Source organism: Pseudomonas sp. p50(2008), from assembly GCF_015351605.1.
GTDB lineage: Bacteria > Pseudomonadota > Gammaproteobacteria > Pseudomonadales > Pseudomonadaceae > Aquipseudomonas.
Window position 1 is genome coordinate 404,523 of the sequence record NZ_JACMYF010000003.1, and the last position, 21,112, is coordinate 425,634.

Below are 21,112 nucleotides of genomic sequence, written 5' to 3' on the forward strand. Positions count from 1 at the left end.
GATATGTATGTTCGCACGGAGCAAGTTGGTACCCGAACTGATGGTGACCGACATCAGGAAAAGCCTGCATTTCTGGACGTCCCTGATCGGTATTCCGATCGCCTACGAACGCCCGGAAGTCGGATTTGCCTACCTTGATCACAACGGTGTGCAACTCATGCTGGAGCAATACGATCCCGCTGAAGGGCAATGGCTTAGCGGGACGCTGCAAAGGCCGTTTGGTCGTGGTATCAACTTTCAGATCACCGTCGATTCAGTTGAACCGATTCTTCATCGACTGGCCGAAGTGGAATGGCCGTTGTTCCGCGCCTGTGCCGACACCTGGTATCGCGCCGACAGGGTGGAAGTCGGCCAACGCGAGTTCCTGGTGCAGGACCCGGATGGCTATCTGGTGCGGTTAGTGGAAAGCCTTGGGGAGCGCCCCTGTTAGATGGCGAAATAACCGGAACGGGCCTACATCGGTCACGGAAACGTCTCGACGGCCACTCGGCGATACTTCAGTCCCTGCATAACACCACCGTTATGTAACGACCATTCAGAGGTATTACCTTGCAAACCATCAACTACACAAGCGCTCGGGCGCACCTGGCCAAAACCATGGATCGAGTGAGTGAAGACCGCGCCCCGCTGTTGATCACTCGCCAAAAAGGTGAGCCGGTGGTGATGATGTCCCTGGCGGAGTACAACGCATTGGAAGAGACCGCTTATCTGCTGCGCTCTCCCGCCAACGCCGAGCGTCTGATCAAATCAATCGCGAATTCACGCGCGGAGAAAACCAGAACCAGGCAACTCATTTAAGAATGAATATTGAGTTCACACCTGAGGGTTGGGACGACTATCTGTGGTTCCAGCAAAAATAACGTGATGTGCCGATACCACTACTGAAAATCAACCTTGGGCTGAAAACACCGCCCGACACACCCCTCTGACAATAATCTCCACCTCCCGCTCATCAATCGTAAGCGGCGGCAGCAGGCGTATGGTCTTGCCCCGTGTCACGTTGATCAGCAAGCCGTGATCCCGAGCGGCGATCAGGGTCAGGTCGCGGATTGGCTGTTTGAGTTCGATACCGATCATCAAGCCTTGTCCACGGATGGCCAGCACATTGGGGTTTTCTGCCAGCTCGGTGCGCAATCTGGCGAGCAACCGTTCGCCCTGCACTGCGGCGTTTTCCAGCAGCCCTTGTTCTTCGATGATCTCCAGCACGGTGCACCCGACACGGCAGGCCAACGGATTGCCACCGAACGTACTGCCGTGACTGCCCGGCGTGAAAAGGTTGGCGGCTTTACCCCGTGCCAGGCAGGCACCAATGGGGATGCCGTTACCCAGCCCCTTGGCCAGGGTCATCACGTCCGGAACGATGCCTTCATGCTGGAACGCAAACCACTGACCGGTACGCCCGATCCCGGTCTGAATCTCGTCGAGCATCAACAGCCACCCGCGCCGGTCGCACTGTTCTCGCACGGCTTTCAGATAGCCAGGGGGGGCCAGCTGCACCCCGCTTTCGCCCTGGATCGGTTCCATCAGAACCGCCACGATGCGCGAACCGTACCGTTGCTGCACCTTATCCAGCGCGTTGAGGTCACCGAACGGTACTTTGACGAAATCACCCGGCAGCTCGTTGAATCCAAGACGCACGGCCGGGCCATCGCTGGCGGATAAGGTTCCGAGGGTTCGACCGTGGAACGCGTTTTCCATGACCACCACCATCGGCTGTTCGATCCCTTTGCGCCAGCCGTGCAACCGCGCCAGCTTCAATGCGGTTTCGTTGGCTTCGGCGCCGGAGTTGTTGAAGAACGCCCGTTCCATCCCCGCCAACCGGGTCAGTTTTTGCGCCAGCCGCTGCTGCCAGTCGATGCTGTACAGATTGGAAGTGTGCAGCAGCAGGCCTGCCTGCTCGCTGATCGCCGAGACGATTTTCGGATGAGAGTGGCCGACGTTGGTCACCGCCACGCCGGCCACCGCATCGAGGTACTCGCGGCCCGCCTGATCCCACAGGCGTGTGCCCAGGCCTTTGCAAAAGCTCAAGGCCAGTGGTTGATAAGTGGTCATCAGGCAGGCGGCGGTCATGACATCAAGCTCCATCAATGGTCGGTGTATTTGCAGTATCGTTAGCCACCTGAATTGGATAAACGCTGCAATACTTCAATCATTTTAAAGCTGGGCTTGATAATGGATTTGTTCCAGGCAATGACTGTTTACGTGCGCGTTGTGGAATCCGGCAGCATGACCGCCGCTGCATTCCAGTGCGAAATGTCCACCACCATGGTGGGAAATCACCTGCGGGCCCTTGAGAAACGGCTGGGCGTGCGCCTGCTCAATCGTACGACCCGACGCCAGCGACTGACCGAGTTCGGCACGGCCTACTATCAGCGTTGCCTCGAAGTACTGGGCCTGGTGGCCGATTCCGAGCGTCTGGCCGAACAGAGCCAGGACACGCCCGTTGGCACGTTGCGCATCACGGCTCCGCTGACCTTCGGCACTGAAAAGCTCGCACCGGCGCTGAGCGAATTTGCCCTGCGCTACCCACAAGTCAAACTCGACGTGATGCTCTCCAACGGGCGACCCGAGCTGCTCGAAAACAACCTCGACGTAGCGTTTCGCCTGGGTGCTATCGAGTCGTCAAACGTGATCGCGCGTCCGCTGATCGACTACACCCTGACGATGTGCGCCTCACCCGAATACCTGGCCCGCCGGGGCGTGCCGAAAACCCCTGAAGACCTCCAGCACCACGACTGCCTGTCCTTTGCCTATCCCGCCGGGGATGACTGGCATTCCGTGTCTAAAAACTGGCGCCTGAGCGGGCCGGAAGGTGAAGTCATGGTGGCCGTCAGTGGCACCCTGCTGATCAACAGCTCGGCAGGTTTGCACCAAGCGGCTCGCACCGGCATGGGCATCGTGATGCTGCCGGATGCGCTGGTAGAACAAGACCTGCTCGACGGCAAACTGGTCGCGCTGATGCCCGCCTACCAACTGCCGAGTCGCCCAATGAGCCTGATCTACGTTCAGGATCGCTACCGCCTTCCCAAACTGCGCCACTTTGTCGAATTCGCGATGCAGGTATGGGGCAAGCAGTAGGCAGGTGGACGTGGTTTGAAAAGTCTTCGAGGAGGGCGATTACGACCCGCCCTTCACCAACACCGGCTTATCCTGATAACGATCCGGGTACAGCTGCTTCAACTGCGCCACCTTCGGCAGATCATTGATCACGATGTAGGGATAGGTGGGGTGCTCGGTCAGGAAGTCCTGGTGCTCTTCCTCCGCCGGGTAAAAACCGTTGTAGCTCTCCAGCTTGGTCACGATCGGTTTGCTGAAGGAATGCGCGGCGTCGAGCTGGGCGATGTAGGCCTGCGCCACCCGCTGCTGCTCGCTGCTTTGGGTAAAGATCGCCGACCGATACTGCGTACCGCTGTCCGGTCCCTGACGATTGAGTTCCGTGGGGTTATGGGCCACCGAGAAGTAGATCTGCAACAAGGTGCCGTAGCTGACCTGTGACGGATCGAAGGTCACTTCGACCGATTCGGTATGGCCGGTATCGCCTGCGCTGACCCGCTCATACTGCGCGGTATTGGCGGCACCGCCTGCGTATCCCGAGACCGCTTTTTTCACGCCTTTGACATGCTGGAACACGCCTTGAACGCCCCAGAAACAGCCACCGGCGAATACCACGGTTTCGCTGTGTGCCTGGGTGGTTTCGTCGAGCGCGGGTGGGGCGATGACCACCGCGTCTTCGGCCCCGAAAGAGAATGCCGAGCATTGACCGATGACACTGGCAGCCGCCAGGCCGAGCAGTGTGCGACGCCAGGTAAAGGTAGCTTTCATGGGACTGACTCCTGAATAAGAGAACGGCACATCACCCACACGCGATCGCCTAGGCAGCCTTGGGCTGAAATTTCATCGCCAGACCGTTCATGCAGTAGCGCAACCCGGTCGGTTTTGGCCCGTCGTCGAAGACATGGCCCAGATGCCCGCCACACCGCCTGCAGTGCACTTCCTCACGCAGCACCCCGAAGGAGCGGTCCTGACGCGTGGCCACGGCCTTGTCCAGCGGAGCCCAGAAGCTTGGCCAACCGGTACGGCTGTCGAACTTGGTCGCGGAAGAAAACAGCGCCAGATCACAACCGGCACAGGTGAACGTACCGTCGCGATGTTCGTTGTTCAGTGCGCTGCTGTAGGCCCGCTCGGTGCCTTCCTCCCGGAGGATGTCGTACTGCTCGTCGCTGAGCAGAGCGTGCCATTCGCTGTCACTGTGGGTCACTTCGAAGACCTCTGCGGCGCTGGCCTCGCTGATCAGCGCGGAACCTGCGGTAAATTTTGGTAATGCGCCGATGGCCAGGGCTGCAATCCCCAGCCCGCCGCTTGCCACAAGAAATTGCCGCCGTGAAAACATGGTCGTCTCCAAAATCCAGCCTGTCCGAAAATGCCAGCCGGTCCAAAAATGAGGGTGCCTTTGATGGAACACAGCCTAGGCTTGGGTTGATCGCCAAATCCTCACGCGGAGTTAAACAATTCGTGATAACTCGGCCATGGAAAAACCCGCACACTGTGTGCATTGCGCTGAAGGATTGAGCTTGATGGAACAGACCAAACGCGTCCTCGTGGTCGAGGACGACCTGCATATCGCCGACCTGATCTGCCTGCATCTTCGCGACGAGCAGTTCGAGGTGGTGCACTGCGCCGACGGCGACGAAGGCATGCGCCTGTTGCAGCAAGGCAACTGGGACGCACTGGTCCTGGACCTGATGTTGCCGGGGGTCGACGGTCTGGAAATCTGCCGTCGCGCCCGGGCCATGGCCCGCTATACGCCGATCATCATCACCAGCGCCCGTTCGAGCGAAATGCACCGGATCCTGGGGCTCGAACTGGGCGCCGACGACTACCTGGCCAAGCCGTTTTCCATGCTCGAACTGGTGGCTCGGGTCAAAGCCCTGTTGCGACGGGTCGATGCCATGGCGCGCAACCTGAAAATGGATGCCGGCAGCCTGACCCTCGACGGTCTCACCATTGATCCGATCACTCGCGACGTGTCCCTCGAGGGTCGCCGCCTCGACCTCACGCCAAGGGAGTTCGACTTGCTGTACTTCTTCGCCCGCCAGCCGGGCAAGGTGTTCTCGCGCATGGACTTGCTCAACGCCGTCTGGGGCTACAGCCACGAAGGCTACGAGCACACCGTCAATACCCACATCAACCGCCTGCGGGCGAAGATCGAAGCCGATCCGACGCAACCGGCGCGCATCCTCACGGTGTGGGGCCGCGGCTATAAATTCGCGGCCAGGGAGGAACACTCGTGAGGCTGACCCTGACACAACGGTTGTCACTGGTGTTCGCGGTGCTGTTGCTGGTCTGCTGCGGTACGTCTGCGTGGATGCAGGTGCGCTCCAACCAGATGCATGAACAGGAAGTGGTGCAAGGGCTTTCCCGGGACCTGGCACAACACATCGCCAACGACACGGTACTGATGGACACCCAGGGCCTGATGCCCGACGCCGTGCGCAGCCTCTTCAGCCAGTTGATGCTGGTCAACCCGAGCGTCGAGGTGTACTTGCTGGACACCCAGGGGCGGATTGTCGGAAGCGCTGCGCCCGAGGGACGGATTCGCCGCGAGCAGGTGGATCTGGCGCCGATTCAACGCCTGCTCAAAGGGGATGCGCTGCCCATTCTCGGCGACGACCCACGCAGTACCGAAGCACGCAAAGTGTTCAGCGCCGCGCCGTTGAAGGTCAACGGCAAACCGGCGGGTTATCTCTACGTGGTCTTGCTCGGCGAGGAGCACGACCGCTTCGCCGAACGGGGCGCCACCAGCGCTGCGCTCAATACCGCACTGCTGTCCATCGGATTAGTCGCGTTGCTGTGCCTGATCGCCGGCCTCACGGCGTTTGCCCTGATCACCCGGCCTTTGCGTCGCCTGACCGAAACTGTCAGCCAGTTCGACATCGACGGCGTCCCGGTCATACCCACTGAACCCATCCCTGTGGAAAAAGCGGCGAGCCACGATGAAATTGCCGTACTCGACGCAGCCTTCCGCCAGATGCAGGCACGTCTCAGTGAACAATGGCGCTCGCTGACCCGTCAGGATCAGGAACGTCGGGAGCTGGTGGCGAACATTTCCCACGATCTGCGCACGCCTCTGGCCTCGCTGCACGGTTACCTGGAAACCCTTTCCCTCAAGGACGCCACCTTGTCCGCCGCCGATCGCCGTCGTTACCTGGGGATTGCGCTGGATCAAAGCCGCAAGGTCGGCGGGCTGGCGCAGTCACTGCTGGAACTGGTGCGGCTCGAACATGGTTTTGTGCAGCCGGTGCTGGAGCGCTTTTCACTGACCGATCTGGTGCAGGACATTTTCCAGAAATTCGAACTGACGGCCGAAGCCCGGCAAGTGCAACTCAAGGCGAGCTTCGCACCCACTGTGTCTGGCGTGTTCGCCGACCTGGGGCTGATCGAGCGTGTGCTCACCAACCTGTTCGACAACGCTTTGCGTCACACCCCCCTCGGCGGAACCATCGGCATCAGCCTGGTCCCTCAAGGCAGGTTCGTTGAAATCACCATCAGCGACAGCGGGCCGGGCATTGCGGCGGAACTGCGCGAAGGATTGTTTCTGCGGCCGTTCAATATTGGTGGCGCACGGCGTGATGGAGGATTGGGGTTGCGCATCGTGCAGCGGATCCTGCAGTTGCATGGCCGGGAAGTTCGTTTGGTGGATGTCGCGGGGCAAGGCGCCACGTTCGTCTTTTCATTGCCTATCGATGAAGAAACCGCGACGGCGCTGGCGGTGCGGTCGATGAACCTGAATACACCGGGGCAGGCCTGAGAGACCGTGGCGCCTGCATCGCGGGCAAGCCACGCTCCCACAGGGATTTTCAGTGCCCGCAGCATTTGAAGATGGCCAGATAAAGTGTGGGAGCTGGCTTGCCGGCGATGGCGGTGGGTCAGGGGGATTGTTTTGGCTGGGAGACCATCGCTAGCAGGCTAGCTCCTACAGGAAGACATGCGTGCGGCCCCCTGTGGGAGCTGGCTTGCCAGCGATGGCGCCAGCCCGATCACAGAAAAACCCGGATCAGTCCCGATACCCCGGAGCCACGCGATCCAGCATTCGGATCAACGCTGCCCACGCCAACTGCATTGCATCCGGGTCGTTCAACTGACCCTCCTCCAGCGGCCGCCCTGGATCATTGAACTGACGCTCGGTATGCGCGCACACCTCTGGCGGCGGCAAAATTACCTCGCCGGCAGCCTGGGCCGCCAGCTGGATTTCACAGGCTTTTTCCAGGTAATACATGCGCAAGAACGCCTGGCTCACGGTTTCGCCTACTGTCAGCAAACCATGGTTGCGCAACATCAACACCGTCTTGTCACCCAGGTCCTGCACCAGGCGCTGTTGCTCACTCATGTCCAGCGCCACGCCTTCATAGTCGTGGTAAGCCACCCGACCGTAAAACTCCATGGAGATCTGGTTCACCGGCAACAGCCCGCATTTCAGCGCCGCGACCGCGCACCCCGCCCTGGTATGCGTGTGCAGCACGCACTGGGCGTCTTCACGGGCACCGTGAATGGCGCTGTGAATGACAAAGCCTGCCGGATTGACCGGATAAGGACTGGCCTCGACCGCCCGGCCTTCGAGGTCGATCTTGACCAGGTTCGACGCGGTAATCTCATCGAACATCAAACCATAGGGATTAATCAGAAAATGATGTTCAGGCCCCGGCAGGCGCACCGAGATGTGCGTGAAGATCAGATCGCTCATGCGAAAATGCGCGATCAACCGATAACAGGCTGCCAACTCTTCACGTAAACGTTGTTCCATCGGGTTCATGTCAGCGCTTCCTCCGTCACTTTGCAAGCCTCCAGTCCTTGCCCCAACGCTTCCCAGCCGTCAAAGCCACGACGAGCAATAAACACCAATCGGGAACTGCTGGCCAGTGCCTCGTCGGTAGCCGGCAAGAACTGACTGCGGGTGCCAACGTGCTGCAGCCAGTACGCCTTGCCGCCCTGCGCCAGCAACACCAGCCCCTTTACGCGGAAGACATCGCCCGGCAAGGCGTGCAGCCAACCGCGTAAACGTTCGGCATCAAGCCCGGTGGAATCCTGCCACAGCCAGCTGCTGAACATTTCGCCGTGATCGTCCGCCGACACCCGTGTCATCGGTTTTTGCGCACGGGGTTCAAGATCCAGATCGGTGTCCAGCCACAGCGCATCCGGCAGCTCAGCCTGAACACATTCGTGCACCCGTGTGCGGACGCCAAGCGCATCGCGCAGTGCCTGCAACTGCGTGTCGTCCACCAGATCGGTCTTGTTCAACAGCAGCAGGTCGGCGGCAGCGACTTGTGCCCTGGCCAGTCGTGCGTACTCGCCTTCGAGTTGCAGGTGGCGGGTCGCGTCAACGACGGTGATCACCATGTCCAGTTGCATCTGGCTGCGCAGTTGCGGGTACGCCAGGGTTTGCACGATGCGCTGCGGATCGGACACCCCGCTGCACTCGATGACAATGCGCTCAAGCCGAGGCTGCAGTTGCGCCAGGCTCGCCAGTTGCGCCAGAAGATCCTCCTGAACCGTGCAGCAAATGCAGCCGTTTTGCAGGCTGTACACCGCGTCGGTGACTTCGGAAACAATGGCTGCATCGATGTTCAGCTCGCCGAAATCGTTGACGATCACCGCCAGCCGACTGCCTTCCGCACGGCGCACCATACGGTTGAGCAAGGTGGTTTTACCCGCGCCGAGGAAACCCGAAACCACCGTGACTGCAATGCGTGGAACGTCCATCACGCCTTACCCTCCAGCACGGGCGGCTCACCCTGCCAGACCGCTTTCAGCCCAGCCGGTGCCAGTGTCGAATGACGGTCGTAGACCAACTGCCCTTCGACAAAGGTCAGCAGCACGTTGGTACGGTGGATGTAGTTGCGCGCAGGTTCGGCGAACAGGTCGCGGTCGATCACGATCAGGTCTGCGGACTTGCCGACTTGCAGACTGCCCGTCATGTGCTCCAGCCCCATGGCCACGGCGCCGTTGGAGGTGATCACGCTCAAAGCCTGCTCGAGGCTGATGGGCTCGCCGAAGCACGCCGGATCATCGTTCCATGGGTTCTGGCGGGTGACCATGGTTTCCAGCGCCAGCCACGGGTCGATGGACGCCACCGGCCAATCGGTGCCCATCACCGCGGTGCCGCCCGCTTCGAGGACGCCTTTGAAATCGTAGATGCGCTTGAGCCGCTCCTGCCCGTAACCCGAACGCGCACCGCTGGCGAACGGCGTCGGGTACCAGGCGGCCGGGGAAAACTCGGCAATGACGTTCAGTTCCTTGAAGCGCGGCAGATTGCCCGGGTGCAGCAACGTGCTGTGTGCGCATTGATGACGCACGCCGCTGAAACCATTGCGACGGCGGGCCTCGGCGACTGCATCGAGGAACACGTCGGACGCGCCGTCACCGGTGCAGTGGGCAATCACCCGGATGCCCTTGCTGTCCATGTCCACCACCATGTCGGTGATGTGTTCAGGGGTCAGGTTGAGCTTGCCGCGCCAGCTCTTCTCTTGTGGCCAGGGCGTCAGCAGGTAGGACGATTTCGGCTCCACCGTGCCGTCGAAATGGAACTTCACTGCGTTCGCACTCAGGCGCGCGCTGCGGTAGTAGTGACGTTCACCACTGAGCAATTCCCAGCGACGACGCACGGGGAAAATATCGTCCTGCCAACTGATTGCCGCCTCGATGCGAACCGTCAGCTCACCGCTGTCGTCGAGCTCTTTCAGCGCTTGCAAACGCTGCTCGCAAACGTGCACGTACTTGCTCGCCGTCACCCCGCGCGAACTCTGGAAATGCACGCCGTCGCGGTAGGCGCGACGCAGCACGCTGACCGGCGTAGGCGGCATGGCGGCATGGATCATTGCGTAGGCACCGTCGATCATCAGGCCGGTGGGTTCGCCGCTCAGTTCGTCACGCTCCAGATAGCCGTTGCGCGGGTCGGCGGTATGGCGATCGATGCCGGCCAGTTCCAGGGCCTTGGAGTTCACCATCATGGTGCCCCACATCCGGTCGAGCAGCGCGACCGGACGGTCCGGCATGACGCTGTCGAGCCACGCCCGCCCCGGAGTCAACCCGGCTTCGCGGAAGGTGTAGCGCACCCAGTACTGCCCATAAATCCAGCCATCGCCCGGATGACTGTCGGCATAGGCCAGGATGCTTTCGCGCAGCTGTTCGGGCGTCGGGTCTTCGATGCCCACGTCCAGGTCATCGCTGTAGCGCGGGGCCAGTGCGAGGTCCGGGTGGGTGTGCATGTCGTGCAGGCCCGGCATGCAAAAGGCGCCCTGCAGGTCATGCAAGACGGTGTTCGGGCCCTTGAACGTTTCCAGTTCGCCAAGGCTGGCGACACCGATCAACTTGCCGTCGCGAATGGCCACGGCCTCGGCCCACGGGTTCGCCGGATCCTGGGTATAGATGCGACCGTTACCGAGGATGAGATCGGCGTATGTCCCTTGTGCGGAATGGGTCGAGGTAAAGTTGTCGGACTCAGCCACGTAAGCCACCTTTCAGTTCAGTGCGATAGAAAGGTCCCGCGCACTCGGCGCTTCAAGGACCTGGAAATTCTTGTTTTTGTCGCCAGTAACGCGCGGCCTACTCCGCCAGAAACGCGGCGGCGTCCAGCTCGACCATCACCGGTTCGTCGCAGTGACCGAGCTGGCCCAGCAACTCGCGAAGGGCGTGCAGATTGGTCACCCGGTGATGGGCCACATGGCAGCTGCGCGCCAGGGCCTGGAAGTCCGGCGTGAGAATGTCCACGCCCACCAGCGGCACGTCTTTGGCGTTCATGTAGTCGCGGATTTCGGCGTAGCTGGCATTGTTCCAGAGCAACAGGATCACCCCGGCGCCCGCCTCTTTTGCAGCGATCAGTTCGGCGCTGGAAAACTGCAGTCCACCGTCACCCACCAATGCCACGACCGGACGTGAGGGTTGCGCCAGCTTCGCGCCAATGGCGGCCGGCAACGCATAACCCAGGGTTCCGTAACCGGTGCCGGCATTGAACCAACTGTTGGGTGTCGGGGCTCGATAACCCAACGCGCCCTGATACACCGGCTGAGTCGAATCGCCGACAATCAGCGGCTGCGGCAGGTGATCACGCACCGTGTCCAGCACCGTCTGCAGACAGCGTTGTTTCGGACTCCAGCCAGCGTGTTCCAGCGCATTGACCTGGGCCACACGATTTCCGGCCCACGCCTGATCAGCCTCTCTCTGCGAGAGTCGCGCCAACAGTGCACGCAACCCTTCCCCGGCATCCCCCAACAAGCCGACCTGGGCCGGTTGCGCGCCGAGGACCTGCATCGGATCGATGTCCAGCCGAATCAGCGGCGCCTTGAACGCCAAGGGTCCAAGGCCGAAAAAGTCATAGTCGGTTTCCCCCAGTTCGGTGCCGATCGCCAGCACCACATCCGCCTCGGCGAACAGCTTGCGACCGTGTGCGGAGGACTGCACACCGTCGAGCAGCAGGGGATGCTCGGGCGCCAGCAAGCCACGGGCATTGGTGGTCAGCGCGACCGGGGCTTGCAACCGTTCAGCCAGCGAGGTCAGGGCAGCACTCGTTCGACGGGCGCCGCCACCCGCCAGAATCAATGGCCTGCGGGCGTGGTTGATCAGTTCGATCGCGGCGTCGATAGCCGAAGTGGCTGGCGCAGGAGCCGGGGGCAAGGCACGAGGACGCAGGTCCAGGCCATCGGCCGACATCTCCAGTACATCCAGCGGAATCTCGATGTGCACAGGACGTGGCCGCGTACAGCCAAACAGCGCAAAGGCACGGGCCAGGACTTCCGGCAGTTGATCCGGATGCTGCACGGTATGACTGAATGCACACACCCCGGCGACCATGGCGCGCTGATCGGGCAATTCATGCAGATGCCCATGACCCAGGCGCAAGTGTTCGCGGCGATTGCAGGTGGAGATCACCAGCATCGGCACCGAGTCCGCATAAGCCTGACCCATGGCGGTCAGAATATTGGTCATGCCCGGGCCGGTGATGATGAAGCACACACCGGGTTTGCCACTGGCACGGGCATAACCGTCCGCCATGAACCCGGCCCCTTGCTCGTGACGCGGGCTGACGTGCTTCACGCGACTGCCGTCCAGGCCACGGTAAAGCTCGACGGTGTGCACGCCGGGGATGCCGAAGACAGTGTCAACGCCATAGCCTTCCAGCAACTGAACGAGCGCCTCGGCACAACGGGTCATGCAGCACCTCTTTGATAAGGGCCAGCGCGGCCCGATGACGAATGGGGCTAGTATTGTTGAACCAAGCGATACAACAATCGATTTTTTTTGGCCTGACTGTTCAATTTCCGTCACCATAAGTACAGTCATTGCCGGAATGCGACCTCAGGCAAACACAACCCCTGTGGCGAGGGGATCGCGCTCGCACTTATGAATGCAGACCTGTTCCTTCAACTTTCAGCGGGATGATTTATGCGTTTTCCATCGATGACAGCCCTTCGCGCCCTGGATGCGGTCGCCCGTCTCGGCAGCGTGTCGGTCGCCGCTCGCGAACTGAACCTGACGCGCAGCGCCATCAGTCACCAGATCAGCAAGCTTGAGGAATGTGTCGGCTTCGCCCTCACCGAGCGGATTGGCCGGGGGATTGGCCTCACCTATCAGGGCGAACGCTATGCGCGTGAAGTCCACGGGATTTTGTTGAACCTGCTGGACGCTGGTCAGCTCGTCGACGACCAGGAGATTTCCGGGCGACTGTGCGTCAGTTGCGCACCAGGTTTCGCCACTTATTGGCTGTGCCACCACATCGGCGCGTTCCTGCGGCAATACCCGCAAGTGCAATTGCAGTTGATCTCTCCCAGGACGCCGGACGACATCAGTAACCCGAATGCCGACCTGTTCATCGCCTATGGCATCGGTGACTGGCCGGAAATGGTCGTGGAAGAAATCGTCGCCCTGCGCTTCTTCCCCGTGTGCAGCCCGCGCTTGATCAATGCCTTGAGCGGCCTGAAAAACCCGCAGGAACTCAGCGGCTACCCACTGCTGCACATGACGGACTATTCGGACTGGCGCGTCTGGCTGACCGCCGCCGGCGCTTCCGGGGTGAACGCGGTCAGCGGGATCCTGTTCTCCGATGCGCATTGCGCGCAGTCGGCGTGCATTGCCGGTCAGGGCATCGCTATCGGCGACAACCTGATCAGTGGCGATGCCCTGTCCAAAGGCCTGTTGGTGCGCCCCTTCGACATCACCATCGACTTGCACCGGGGCTACTACCTCGCCGCCGACCCGCAAAAAGCCGAGCGCGCGGTGGTCCAGGCGTTCAGCAATTGGGTCAAGACGCAGTTGCAGTCGTCCCATCAAACCTGGCAAGACACTTTGTAACGCTGATCCCTGTAGCAGCCGGACGCAGGCTTCGCCAGCTGCTACAGGTGATGGTTAACCGCGCCAGAGAAATGAGTAAAAAAACTAACCAATACCTGCAAAATAATTCCATTGATGTAGCGATATTTTTAACAATAATGAGCCCAAAGCCCCGGCCGGATTGACATCCGTCCTCGCACGCCCTGGGGCAAATAAAAAGAGGAACTCTCATCGTGTCCAGCCGTTCAACGGTTCAGCTCAGTGCACAAGGCATCAGCCAGTATTACGGTCGTTTTGCGGCGCTGGATAACGTCGATCTGGACGTACGCCAAGGCGAATTCCTGACCCTGTTGGGCCCGTCCGGTTCGGGCAAGACCACGTTGCTGATGATCCTGGCCGGCTTTCTCAGCCCGACGTCGGGCAAGCTGATGGAGCAAGGCGTGGACATCATCAAGCGCCCTGCCGAGAAGCGAAACTACGGCATGGTGTTCCAGGGCTACGCACTGTTCCCGCACATGAGCGTCGCCGATAACGTGGCCTATCCGCTGCGCATCCGCAAAGTCGCCGCCGAGGAACGCCAGCGTCGGGTCAAGCACATTCTGGAAGTGGTTGGCCTGGGCGCGCACATGCACAAGAAGCCGTCTGAGCTGTCCGGCGGTCAGCAACAGCGCGTGGCGATTGCCCGGGCACTGGTGTTCGAGCCGGAACTGCTGTTGCTCGATGAGCCGCTGTCGGCCCTCGACAAAAACCTGCGCGAACAATTGCAGACCGAGCTGCAGCGCATACATCGCCAGGTCGGCACCAGCTTCGTGTTCGTGACCCACGACCAAGGCGAAGCCCTGGCGCTTTCGTCGCGCATCGCGATTTTCAACCACGGCAAATTGACCCAGGTCGACACGCCGGAAAATATCTACAACCGGCCCGAGAGCCGGTTCGTCGCCGAATTCCTCGGCAAGATGAATCTCTTCCCCCTGGCGGACTTGACCCGCAATGGCCCGACCGCCACCGGTCGCTGTGGCAACAGCGTGCTGCACGCTTTCGCCCCCAACCCGTTGAGCGCTCAGCCGACCGTGTTGGCGGTGCGCCCCGAACACATGGAATTGCACAGCGACTGCCCGACCCGGGACGGTTACAACGTCATCCCCGCGCAACTCACCGACAAGGTTTACCAGGGCTCCAGCACCCACCTGGCCCTCAAGGTCGGCAACGATGCCTTGCCCGTCAACCTGTCCGTCCCCGGCAATCATCCGGGCGCGCTGATGCCCAGTGGTGCGCCGGTGTGGCTGAGTTGGCCGGTGCAGCAAAGCTTCCTGCTACAGGCCTGAAGCCGGTATCACATGCGTCAAAAAGCTCTCTCTCCTAACGACAACAAAAAGGCCACTGTCCGAAGGACACCCGCCGACTGAGGACTTGCAATGAGCCAGGATCATCAACGCGACTGTATTGAAGTGCTTATCGAAAAGGCCCGTGGCGGGCAGATCAACCGTCGTACCTTCATGCAGGCCATGGGGTTGCTGGCCGCCGTGCCGCTGGCGCTGCGCAGTGGCATCAGCTGGTCGGCCGACAAGCCGTTGGTGGTGGTCAACTGGGGCGGTGACGCACTGAACGCCTTCCGTTCGGCATGGACCGACACCTTCACCAAAAACACCGGCATCCAGGTGCGCATCGACGGCGCGGGTCCGACCGAAGGGGCGATTCGCTCACAGCTGGCCAGCGGTCAGCCGAGCTGGGACGTGGTCGACGTCGAGAGTTACAGCGCTATCGTCCTGGGCAAGGAAAAGATCCTGCAACCGCTGGACTACAACGTGATCAAGCGCGACCTGGTGGCCCCGGCGCTCTCCTCCGATCACGGTATCGCCAGCTACCAGTTCAGCTACGTGATGGCCTGGGACAGTGAAAAATTCGGCGATAACGGTCCCAAGACCTGGGCCGATTTCTGGGACGTGAAGAAATTCCCCGGCAAGCGCACTTTGTACAAATGGATGAACGGGATGCTGGAGGCGGCGTTGCTGGCCGACGGTGTGCCGGCTGATCAGTTGTACCCACTGGACGTCGCCCGCGCGATGGCCAAGATCGATGAGATCAAGCCCCACGTGCTGTCCTTCTGGAGTTCGGGTGCCGAAAGCCAGCAACTGATGGTGGATGGCGAAGTGTCGGTGGGGGCGATCTGGCATACCCGCGCCAAGCTGCTCGCCGAAGACACCGACAACCGCGTGCGCTGGAGCTTTGAAAATGGCTTCATCAACTCCAGCAGTTGGGCGGTGTTGCAGGGCAACCCGGCAGGTACGCAACCGGCCATGCAATTCATCCAGCAGGCGCTGCAACCCGAAGGCCAGCTCAAGTTGTTCGAATTGCTGGGCAACGGTCCGTCGAACAGCGCCACCGAGAAACTGATGTCGGCCGAGCAACTGGAAGCCAACTGCGCGTCGGCCGAGAACCTGAAAAAGCAGATCGCCCTGAACGCCCAGTGGTACGCCGACAACTACTCAAAAACCTTGGAAACGTACCTGACACGGCTGTCCAAGTGAGCCATCGACCATGACGACGACCCTGACCTCAACCTTGACTGCGCCCAAGCCCCGATTCAGTTCACCGGGCCTGGAACGCGGTTTACTGCTGTTTCCGCTGCCCGTGTTACTGCTGGTGTTCTACGTGCTGCCGTTTCTGGGCGTGGTGGGCTGGAGCTTCTCCTTGCCGACACCGGGCATCGAGCAATACGAGCGCATCGCCACGGACCCGGCGATCCACGACATGCTGTGGCGCACCCTGCGCCTGTGCATGACGGTGAGTTGCCTGGCATTGCTGATCGGCTATCTGCTGGCCTACTGCTGGGTGTTCAGCCCACCGTTCTGGCAGCGCGTGGTGGAGATCTGCATCTTCATTCCATTCTGGATTTCCGTGCTGGTGCGCGCCTTCGGCTGGCTGATCGCGCTACGCAGCAACGGTGTGCTCAACAATGGCCTGATGGGCATGGGGCTGATCGACCAACCGTTACAGCTGAGTCGCAATGAAATCGGCGTGGTCATCGGCATGCTCCACGTGATGATCCCGTATGCGGTGTTCCCGCTGCTGTCGAGCATGCGCCAGCTGGATCAACGCATCCTCATGGCTTCCCGCGGCCTGGGTGCCGGCCCGCTGCGCACCTTCTGGCAAGTGCTATTGCCACAGACCCTGCCGGGCATGCTGGGCGCGTTCATCATGGTCTTTGTGTTCTGCCTGGGCTTCTTCATCACGCCCGTGCTGTTGGGCGGCGGGCAAACGGTGATGATTGCCGAATACGTGTTCCTGCAAATGTTCCAGACCAGCAACTGGGGCCTGGGGGCTGCGCTTAGCGTGGTGCTGCTGGCGCTGGTCAGTGCGCTGATCTGGGTGCTGCTGAAAATCACCCGCGTGAATCGACTGGTCGGCTGAGGTCATTATGAATACCCATCGCACAAGCCTGAGTACGCGGCTGCTGGCCGTGATCGCCATGGCTTTCATGCTGTTCCCGTTGCTGACGGTCATCCCGGTGTCCTTCACCAGCAAGCGCTTCCTGTCGATGCCGGAAGGCAACTGGTCGCTGCGCCATTACGAAGCACTGGTCAGCAACCCCGACTGGTTCCACGCCATCAGCCAGAGCCTGACCATCGCCTTCGCCACCAGTGTGATCGCCACATTGCTGGCGGCCAGCTTCAGCCTCGGCATCTGGTACCTGCGCTCAAAATGGGCCACGGCGCTGATCGGCCTGGTGCTGTTGCCCATGGCCATTCCGCCGGTGATTTCGGCACTGGTGCTGTACTTCATGGAAACCAAGCTCGGGCGCTTCGCCCCGGGAATGGGCTACGACACCCTGACGGGCGTGGTGATCGCCCACGTCATCATGGTGGTGCCTTACGGCGTCGTCACCATGATGGTGGCGCTCAGTCAGATTGACCGACGTATCGAACTGGCCTCGCGCAACCTCGGCGCCAGCCTGATGCAAACCACGTTCATGGTGATCCTGCCGAACCTGAAACTGGGCATCGCGTCCACTGCGCTGCTGGCCTTTGCCTTGTCGTGGGAAGAAGTCGCGGTGACGCTGTTCATCACCAGCGTCAACGTGGACACGCTGCCGAAACGGATCTGGAGCGGTCTGCGCGATAACGTCGATCCAAGCGTGGCCGCCATCTCCGTGCTGCTGATCTCGCTGACCTTGCTGGTGCTGATCGGGCGGCTGGTGCTGCAGCATCTGGCCGACAAGCGCGCGCAGAAGTTGCTGCATCCGTGAAGGTGTCGGGGAAATAGTCGGCTGTCAGGCCGCAGTAGGACTATTATCCCCGCACACTTTTCGACATGGACGCGTCTCGATGAACGCCCTGCAAAACACCCCGCTGTGGGTTTATGGGATCTTTGCCCTGCTGTGCTTCTTTGGCATCAAGGCCCTGTCCCCGACGCGCGAAAGCAAAACCTCCTTGTTGATCACCCCGCCGATTTTGCTCGGCTGGTCCTTTTATTCGCTGAACCTTTCGCTGCATCCCGCATTAGCGACAGGTTTCTGGCTGATCGCCGTGCTGGTAGGCAGCGCCGCCGCCCTGCTGATTTTTTCCAGCAAGAACGTCGCGCTGGATGACACGGGAACCGGATTGATCCTGCCAGGCACGATCAAGACGCTGGTGCTCTACCTGTTGTTCTTTGCGGTTAACTACTATTTTGGCTACGAGGCCGAGGTTCACCCGGCGTACTCGGCGACACTCCCCATCGTGTTGCTCAAGGCTTGTGCGTCAGGCGTGGCCAGCGGTTTGTTCTGCGGGCGGTCGATCAGGTTCTATCAGGTGTTCCGCTCCCTCAGGACTGCGCCGTTGTAGGAGGGTCGGGCCAATCTTTCGTCCGCCCGCCTGTTCAACCGTGACAACTGCGTCGCTGTCCAATAGATTAGGCGGCCTGAAAAGGCCCTGTGCTTTCTCGCCTCATCCCAAGTTAAAAGAAGTAGTGAAATTTCAATGTCCGATTCCAACACCGCTGAATCCGTAGTCACCTTGTCGTCCAAAGCGGAATACGAAAACTCCATCAATCTTTCACAGCATGTGCCCCAGGCCAAGACCATCGCCGAGATGGTCCTGGATTCGTTCCAGTCCACCCGTGAAAGCGACCAGATCCGCGAGCTGCGCGCCGCGATTCGTCAGGCTCATGACAGCTTCGACGACGACAAGGCCTACGAGCTGATGGGCGAACTCAAGCAACTCAAGGATGCCGAAGCGGCCGACATCGCGGCCCTCGAAGACCTGAGCAGCAAGTTCCCGATCAGCCGCATCCTGTCCAGCTTCAAGGACGATCCCGCGTTCCAGGAAATCGTCTACGGCCTGGCGCTTAAAGTGCTGAACCAGACCCATCAGGCCATCAGCAACCCGAGCAGCGGCAAGAGCAAGACAGCGCGGGCAAAGAAAGACGTCGAAATCTTTACCATCAGCAAGGACGGCGTGAGCGTCACCCTGCCGATGCGCACACCGCGTTCGCGAATGAATGTCGATCGCGAAGCCTTGGAATTCCTGGGACTGACCTTCGTCGGTGAAGGTGATGAAGCCGAGCTGGAAAGCGAGACCTTCCTGGACAATGCCGGGACTGAGCACGCCAGCAACCGCAAGAACATCATCACTGCGCTGCAGCAACAGACAGCGTTCGATGGCTACAGCATCGCTGCGCAGTAACCCGGACTTGTGGCGAGGGAGCTTGCTCCCGCCGGGTTGCGAAGCGGCCCCAAAATTCTGAACATTTTTGTGAGTGCTACGCACTCAAGCGCGAGCAAGCTCGCTCGCCACCGGTATCTGATTAGCCATAGATATCTGGTTAACCACAGGTTCCTGAGTAGCAGGACGACTGCTACGCAGCCTTCGGCAGCTGCTACCGGGATCGTATAAGCAGCACAACGCTTCATGTTGCAGCTGGCGAAGCCTGCGTTGGGTTGCGAAGCGACCCCCGGGGGGCAACACCGATATCGCGATATCTGCAGATTTCTGGCAAGCCACAGGTTCTTCGTTAACTTCAATACCCCTTCAGCCCCGCCCTCGTGCGGGGCTTTTTATTGCCTGCGATTCCGGCAAGACCGCGATTCCTGTTCCAGTATCGACAGCAGGACCAACACTTCCCATAACCCTTGAGCGCCACAGGTCCGCCTGCGGGGAGCGTCATCTCACTTTCCAGCCCAAGACCTCAGTGGTGCGATTGCTGAGGTCGCCATGAACACAACGCCCCTTTACCGTCAGTTAGCCCACCACTACCTCGACGCGATCCGCAGCGGCACCTTGAAAACGGGAGAACGCTTTCCCTCCATTCGACTGATGATGGAAAAACACGCCGTCAGCCTTTCGACCGCCGTGCAGGTGTGCCGCGAGCTTGAGGACTACGGGGTGCTTGAAGCGCGTCCGCGCTCCGGCAACTACATCCGTCAGCCGGACAATGTGCCCAAGCCCGTGCCTCCTGCACCGCTGGACACCGGGGTGTATGTGGGCATTCACGAGCAGGTGTCGTCGGTGCTCAAGGCTGGCCAGCGGGCGAACATCAAGGTCAACTTCGCCAGCGCCTACTGCGCACCGGAACTCTATCCCCTGAAGGTTTTGCAGGACCACATGATCAAGGCGCTGCGCCAGGATCAGCAATTGCTCGGCAAACCCGGTTCGACCTGCGGCAACCTTGCGCTGCGCAATACCCTGGCCCGGCGTGCGCTGACCGCCAAGACCAACGTGAGCGCCGAGAAAATCGTGATCACCCACGGTGCGACCGAGGCGATCAACCTCGCCTTGCGCGCCGTCACCCAACCCGGCGACACCGTGGCCGTTGAATCGCCGACCTTCTATGGCTTGCTGCAGATTCTCGAAAGCCTGAGCCTGCGCGTGCTGGAAGTTCCGGCGACCGCGCACTCGGGGATCAACCTGTTTGCGCTGGAAAAACTGCTACTGGGTCCCGAACCAATTCGCGCGCTGATCGTCATTCCCAATCTGCAAAATCCGTTGGGCAGCATCATGCCCGACGCCAACAAGGCACGCCTGGTGCAACTGTGCGCCGAGTACCGCACGGTGCTGATCGAAGACGACACCTATGGCGACCTGGTGGACACCGATCAGCCCTTGTCCACGCTCAAACACTGGGACCGCACTGACAACCTGATCTATTGCGCATCGCTGAACAAAACCCTCGCTCCGGGCATGCGACTGGGCTGGATCAGTGCAGGTCGATGGCACGAGCGCGTGGAAATGCTCAAGCACACCCAGTCCAGAGGCTGCGAAACGTTGTCGCAACTGGCGGTCAGTGCGTTCATGAAAACGCCGTCCTATGAACGTTACCTGCGCCGGCTCAGGAAAACCCTGACGCAGCAACGCCAGCAGATGAGTGCGGCCATCCTGCGCTATTTCCCCTCGGGCACCTGCGTGAGCAACCCGCGAGGCGGCACCTTGTTATGGGTGGAGCTGCCGCACCAGTATTCGTCGATGATGCTTTTCCAGGAGGCGTTGAAGGTAGGTATCCAGATTTCACCGGGGGATATCTTTTCCAACGCCCAGCGTTTCGATCATTTCGTTCGCATCGGTTGCGGCGCGCCCTATTCGCCCCGGATAGATGAGGCGCTGGCGACCCTTGGTCAAATCCTCAAAAACCAACACTAACCCTGTAGCAGCCTGCAAGTATCTCTGTAGCAGCTGCCGAGCCCGCCCTTGTGGCGAGGGGATTCATCCCCGCTGGGTTGCGAAGCGACCCCAAATCAGGCGACCTGGATGAATCAGTCATACCGAGTGCGCGGGTTTTACGACGACTGCGTCGCCGAACGGGGATGAATCCCCTCGCC

The 21,112-nt window shown here is 60.6% G+C and carries 20 protein-coding genes; 13 read left to right on the top strand and 7 right to left on the bottom strand.

The features are described 5' to 3' along the window. The first annotated feature begins 7 nt into the window (after positions 1-7). Positions 8-430: a bleomycin resistance protein gene (locus H7698_RS10330; protein WP_194691309.1), complete on the top strand. Its 423-nt coding sequence runs from the start codon at positions 8-10 to the stop codon at positions 428-430. 119 nt (positions 431-549) lie between these two features. After that, complete coding sequence (locus H7698_RS10335; protein ID WP_162437367.1) at positions 550-798, top strand: type II toxin-antitoxin system prevent-host-death family antitoxin; 249 nt, start codon at positions 550-552, stop codon at positions 796-798. A gap of 90 nt (positions 799-888) precedes the next feature. Here the strand turns inward: H7698_RS10335 and H7698_RS10340 are convergent, their stop codons facing one another. Then, entirely contained in the window at positions 889-2,070 is a 1,182-nt protein-coding gene (locus tag H7698_RS10340; protein ID WP_194691310.1) for an aspartate aminotransferase family protein, read from the bottom strand. Between the two features lie 102 nt (positions 2,071-2,172). Between H7698_RS10340 and H7698_RS10345 the strand changes: the two genes are divergently transcribed. After that, on the top strand, positions 2,173-3,078 hold the full coding sequence (locus tag H7698_RS10345) for a LysR family transcriptional regulator (RefSeq protein WP_194691311.1): 906 nt from the start codon (positions 2,173-2,175) through the stop codon (positions 3,076-3,078). Positions 3,079-3,117: 39 nt separating this feature from the next. Here the strand turns inward: H7698_RS10345 and msrA are convergent, their stop codons facing one another. Next, complete coding sequence (gene msrA, locus H7698_RS10350) at positions 3,118-3,822, bottom strand: peptide-methionine (S)-S-oxide reductase MsrA (protein ID WP_194691312.1); 705 nt, start codon at positions 3,820-3,822, stop codon at positions 3,118-3,120. A gap of 49 nt (positions 3,823-3,871) precedes the next feature. Continuing rightward, a complete protein-coding gene (msrB, locus tag H7698_RS10355; RefSeq protein ID WP_194691313.1) occupies positions 3,872-4,390 on the bottom strand; it encodes a peptide-methionine (R)-S-oxide reductase MsrB in 519 nt (172 codons plus the stop codon). Between the two features lie 184 nt (positions 4,391-4,574). Between msrB and H7698_RS10360 the strand changes: the two genes are divergently transcribed. Continuing rightward, entirely contained in the window at positions 4,575-5,291 is a 717-nt protein-coding gene (locus H7698_RS10360) for a response regulator transcription factor (protein WP_194691314.1), read from the top strand. Further along, positions 5,288-6,808: a sensor histidine kinase gene (locus H7698_RS10365; RefSeq protein ID WP_194691315.1), complete on the top strand. Its 1,521-nt coding sequence runs from the start codon at positions 5,288-5,290 to the stop codon at positions 6,806-6,808. The genes H7698_RS10360 and H7698_RS10365 overlap by 4 nt, the downstream gene beginning before the upstream one ends. Before the next feature lie 246 nt (positions 6,809-7,054). On the opposite strand, the gene H7698_RS10370 is transcribed toward H7698_RS10365, so the two are convergent. The 4 genes from H7698_RS10370 to H7698_RS10385 form a co-directional block, all read right to left on the bottom strand. Beyond that, a complete protein-coding gene (locus H7698_RS10370) occupies positions 7,055-7,810 on the bottom strand; it encodes a class II aldolase/adducin family protein (protein ID WP_194691316.1) in 756 nt (251 codons plus the stop codon). Further along, positions 7,807-8,757 carry a CobW family GTP-binding protein gene (locus H7698_RS10375; RefSeq protein ID WP_194691317.1) on the bottom strand — a complete coding sequence of 317 codons (951 nt, stop codon included), beginning with the start codon at positions 8,755-8,757 and terminating at the stop codon, positions 7,807-7,809. Before H7698_RS10375 ends, H7698_RS10370 begins: the two co-directional genes overlap by 4 nt. Continuing rightward, complete coding sequence (locus H7698_RS10380; RefSeq protein WP_194691318.1) at positions 8,757-10,502, bottom strand: amidohydrolase; 1,746 nt, start codon at positions 10,500-10,502, stop codon at positions 8,757-8,759. The genes H7698_RS10375 and H7698_RS10380 overlap by 1 nt, the downstream gene beginning before the upstream one ends. Positions 10,503-10,599: 97 nt before the next feature. Continuing rightward, positions 10,600-12,204, bottom strand: coding sequence for a 5-guanidino-2-oxopentanoate decarboxylase (locus tag H7698_RS10385; RefSeq protein ID WP_194691319.1), 1,605 nt, complete (start codon positions 12,202-12,204; stop codon positions 10,600-10,602). 231 nt (positions 12,205-12,435) lie between these two features. On the opposite strand from H7698_RS10385, the gene H7698_RS10390 reads away from it, so the two are divergent. The 8 genes from H7698_RS10390 (at position 12,436) to H7698_RS10425 (ending at position 20,933) form a co-directional block, all read left to right on the top strand. Further along, the gene (locus H7698_RS10390) at positions 12,436-13,341 is read left to right on the top strand and encodes a LysR substrate-binding domain-containing protein (RefSeq protein ID WP_162437355.1); all 906 of its coding nucleotides are present in this window, start codon (positions 12,436-12,438) and stop codon (positions 13,339-13,341) included. 212 nt (positions 13,342-13,553) lie between these two features. Continuing rightward, on the top strand, positions 13,554-14,645 hold the full coding sequence (locus tag H7698_RS10395; protein WP_194691320.1) for an ABC transporter ATP-binding protein: 1,092 nt from the start codon (positions 13,554-13,556) through the stop codon (positions 14,643-14,645). 90 nt (positions 14,646-14,735) lie between these two features. Next, complete coding sequence (locus H7698_RS10400) at positions 14,736-15,848, top strand: ABC transporter substrate-binding protein (protein WP_194691321.1); 1,113 nt, start codon at positions 14,736-14,738, stop codon at positions 15,846-15,848. A 10-nt stretch (positions 15,849-15,858) separates the two neighbouring features. Continuing rightward, complete coding sequence (locus H7698_RS10405) at positions 15,859-16,731, top strand: ABC transporter permease (protein ID WP_162437352.1); 873 nt, start codon at positions 15,859-15,861, stop codon at positions 16,729-16,731. 7 nt (positions 16,732-16,738) lie between these two features. Beyond that, a complete protein-coding gene (locus H7698_RS10410; RefSeq protein ID WP_162437351.1) occupies positions 16,739-17,566 on the top strand; it encodes an ABC transporter permease in 828 nt (275 codons plus the stop codon). A gap of 79 nt (positions 17,567-17,645) precedes the next feature. Beyond that, positions 17,646-18,143 carry a hypothetical protein gene (locus tag H7698_RS10415; protein ID WP_194691322.1) on the top strand — a complete coding sequence of 166 codons (498 nt, stop codon included), beginning with the start codon at positions 17,646-17,648 and terminating at the stop codon, positions 18,141-18,143. A gap of 135 nt (positions 18,144-18,278) precedes the next feature. Further along, positions 18,279-18,983, top strand: a complete 705-nt coding sequence (locus tag H7698_RS10420) for a hypothetical protein (RefSeq protein WP_162437349.1) — start codon at positions 18,279-18,281, stop codon at positions 18,981-18,983. A gap of 528 nt (positions 18,984-19,511) precedes the next feature. Further along, on the top strand, positions 19,512-20,933 hold the full coding sequence (locus H7698_RS10425) for an aminotransferase-like domain-containing protein (protein WP_194691323.1): 1,422 nt from the start codon (positions 19,512-19,514) through the stop codon (positions 20,931-20,933). Positions 20,934-21,112 lie beyond the last annotated feature (179 nt).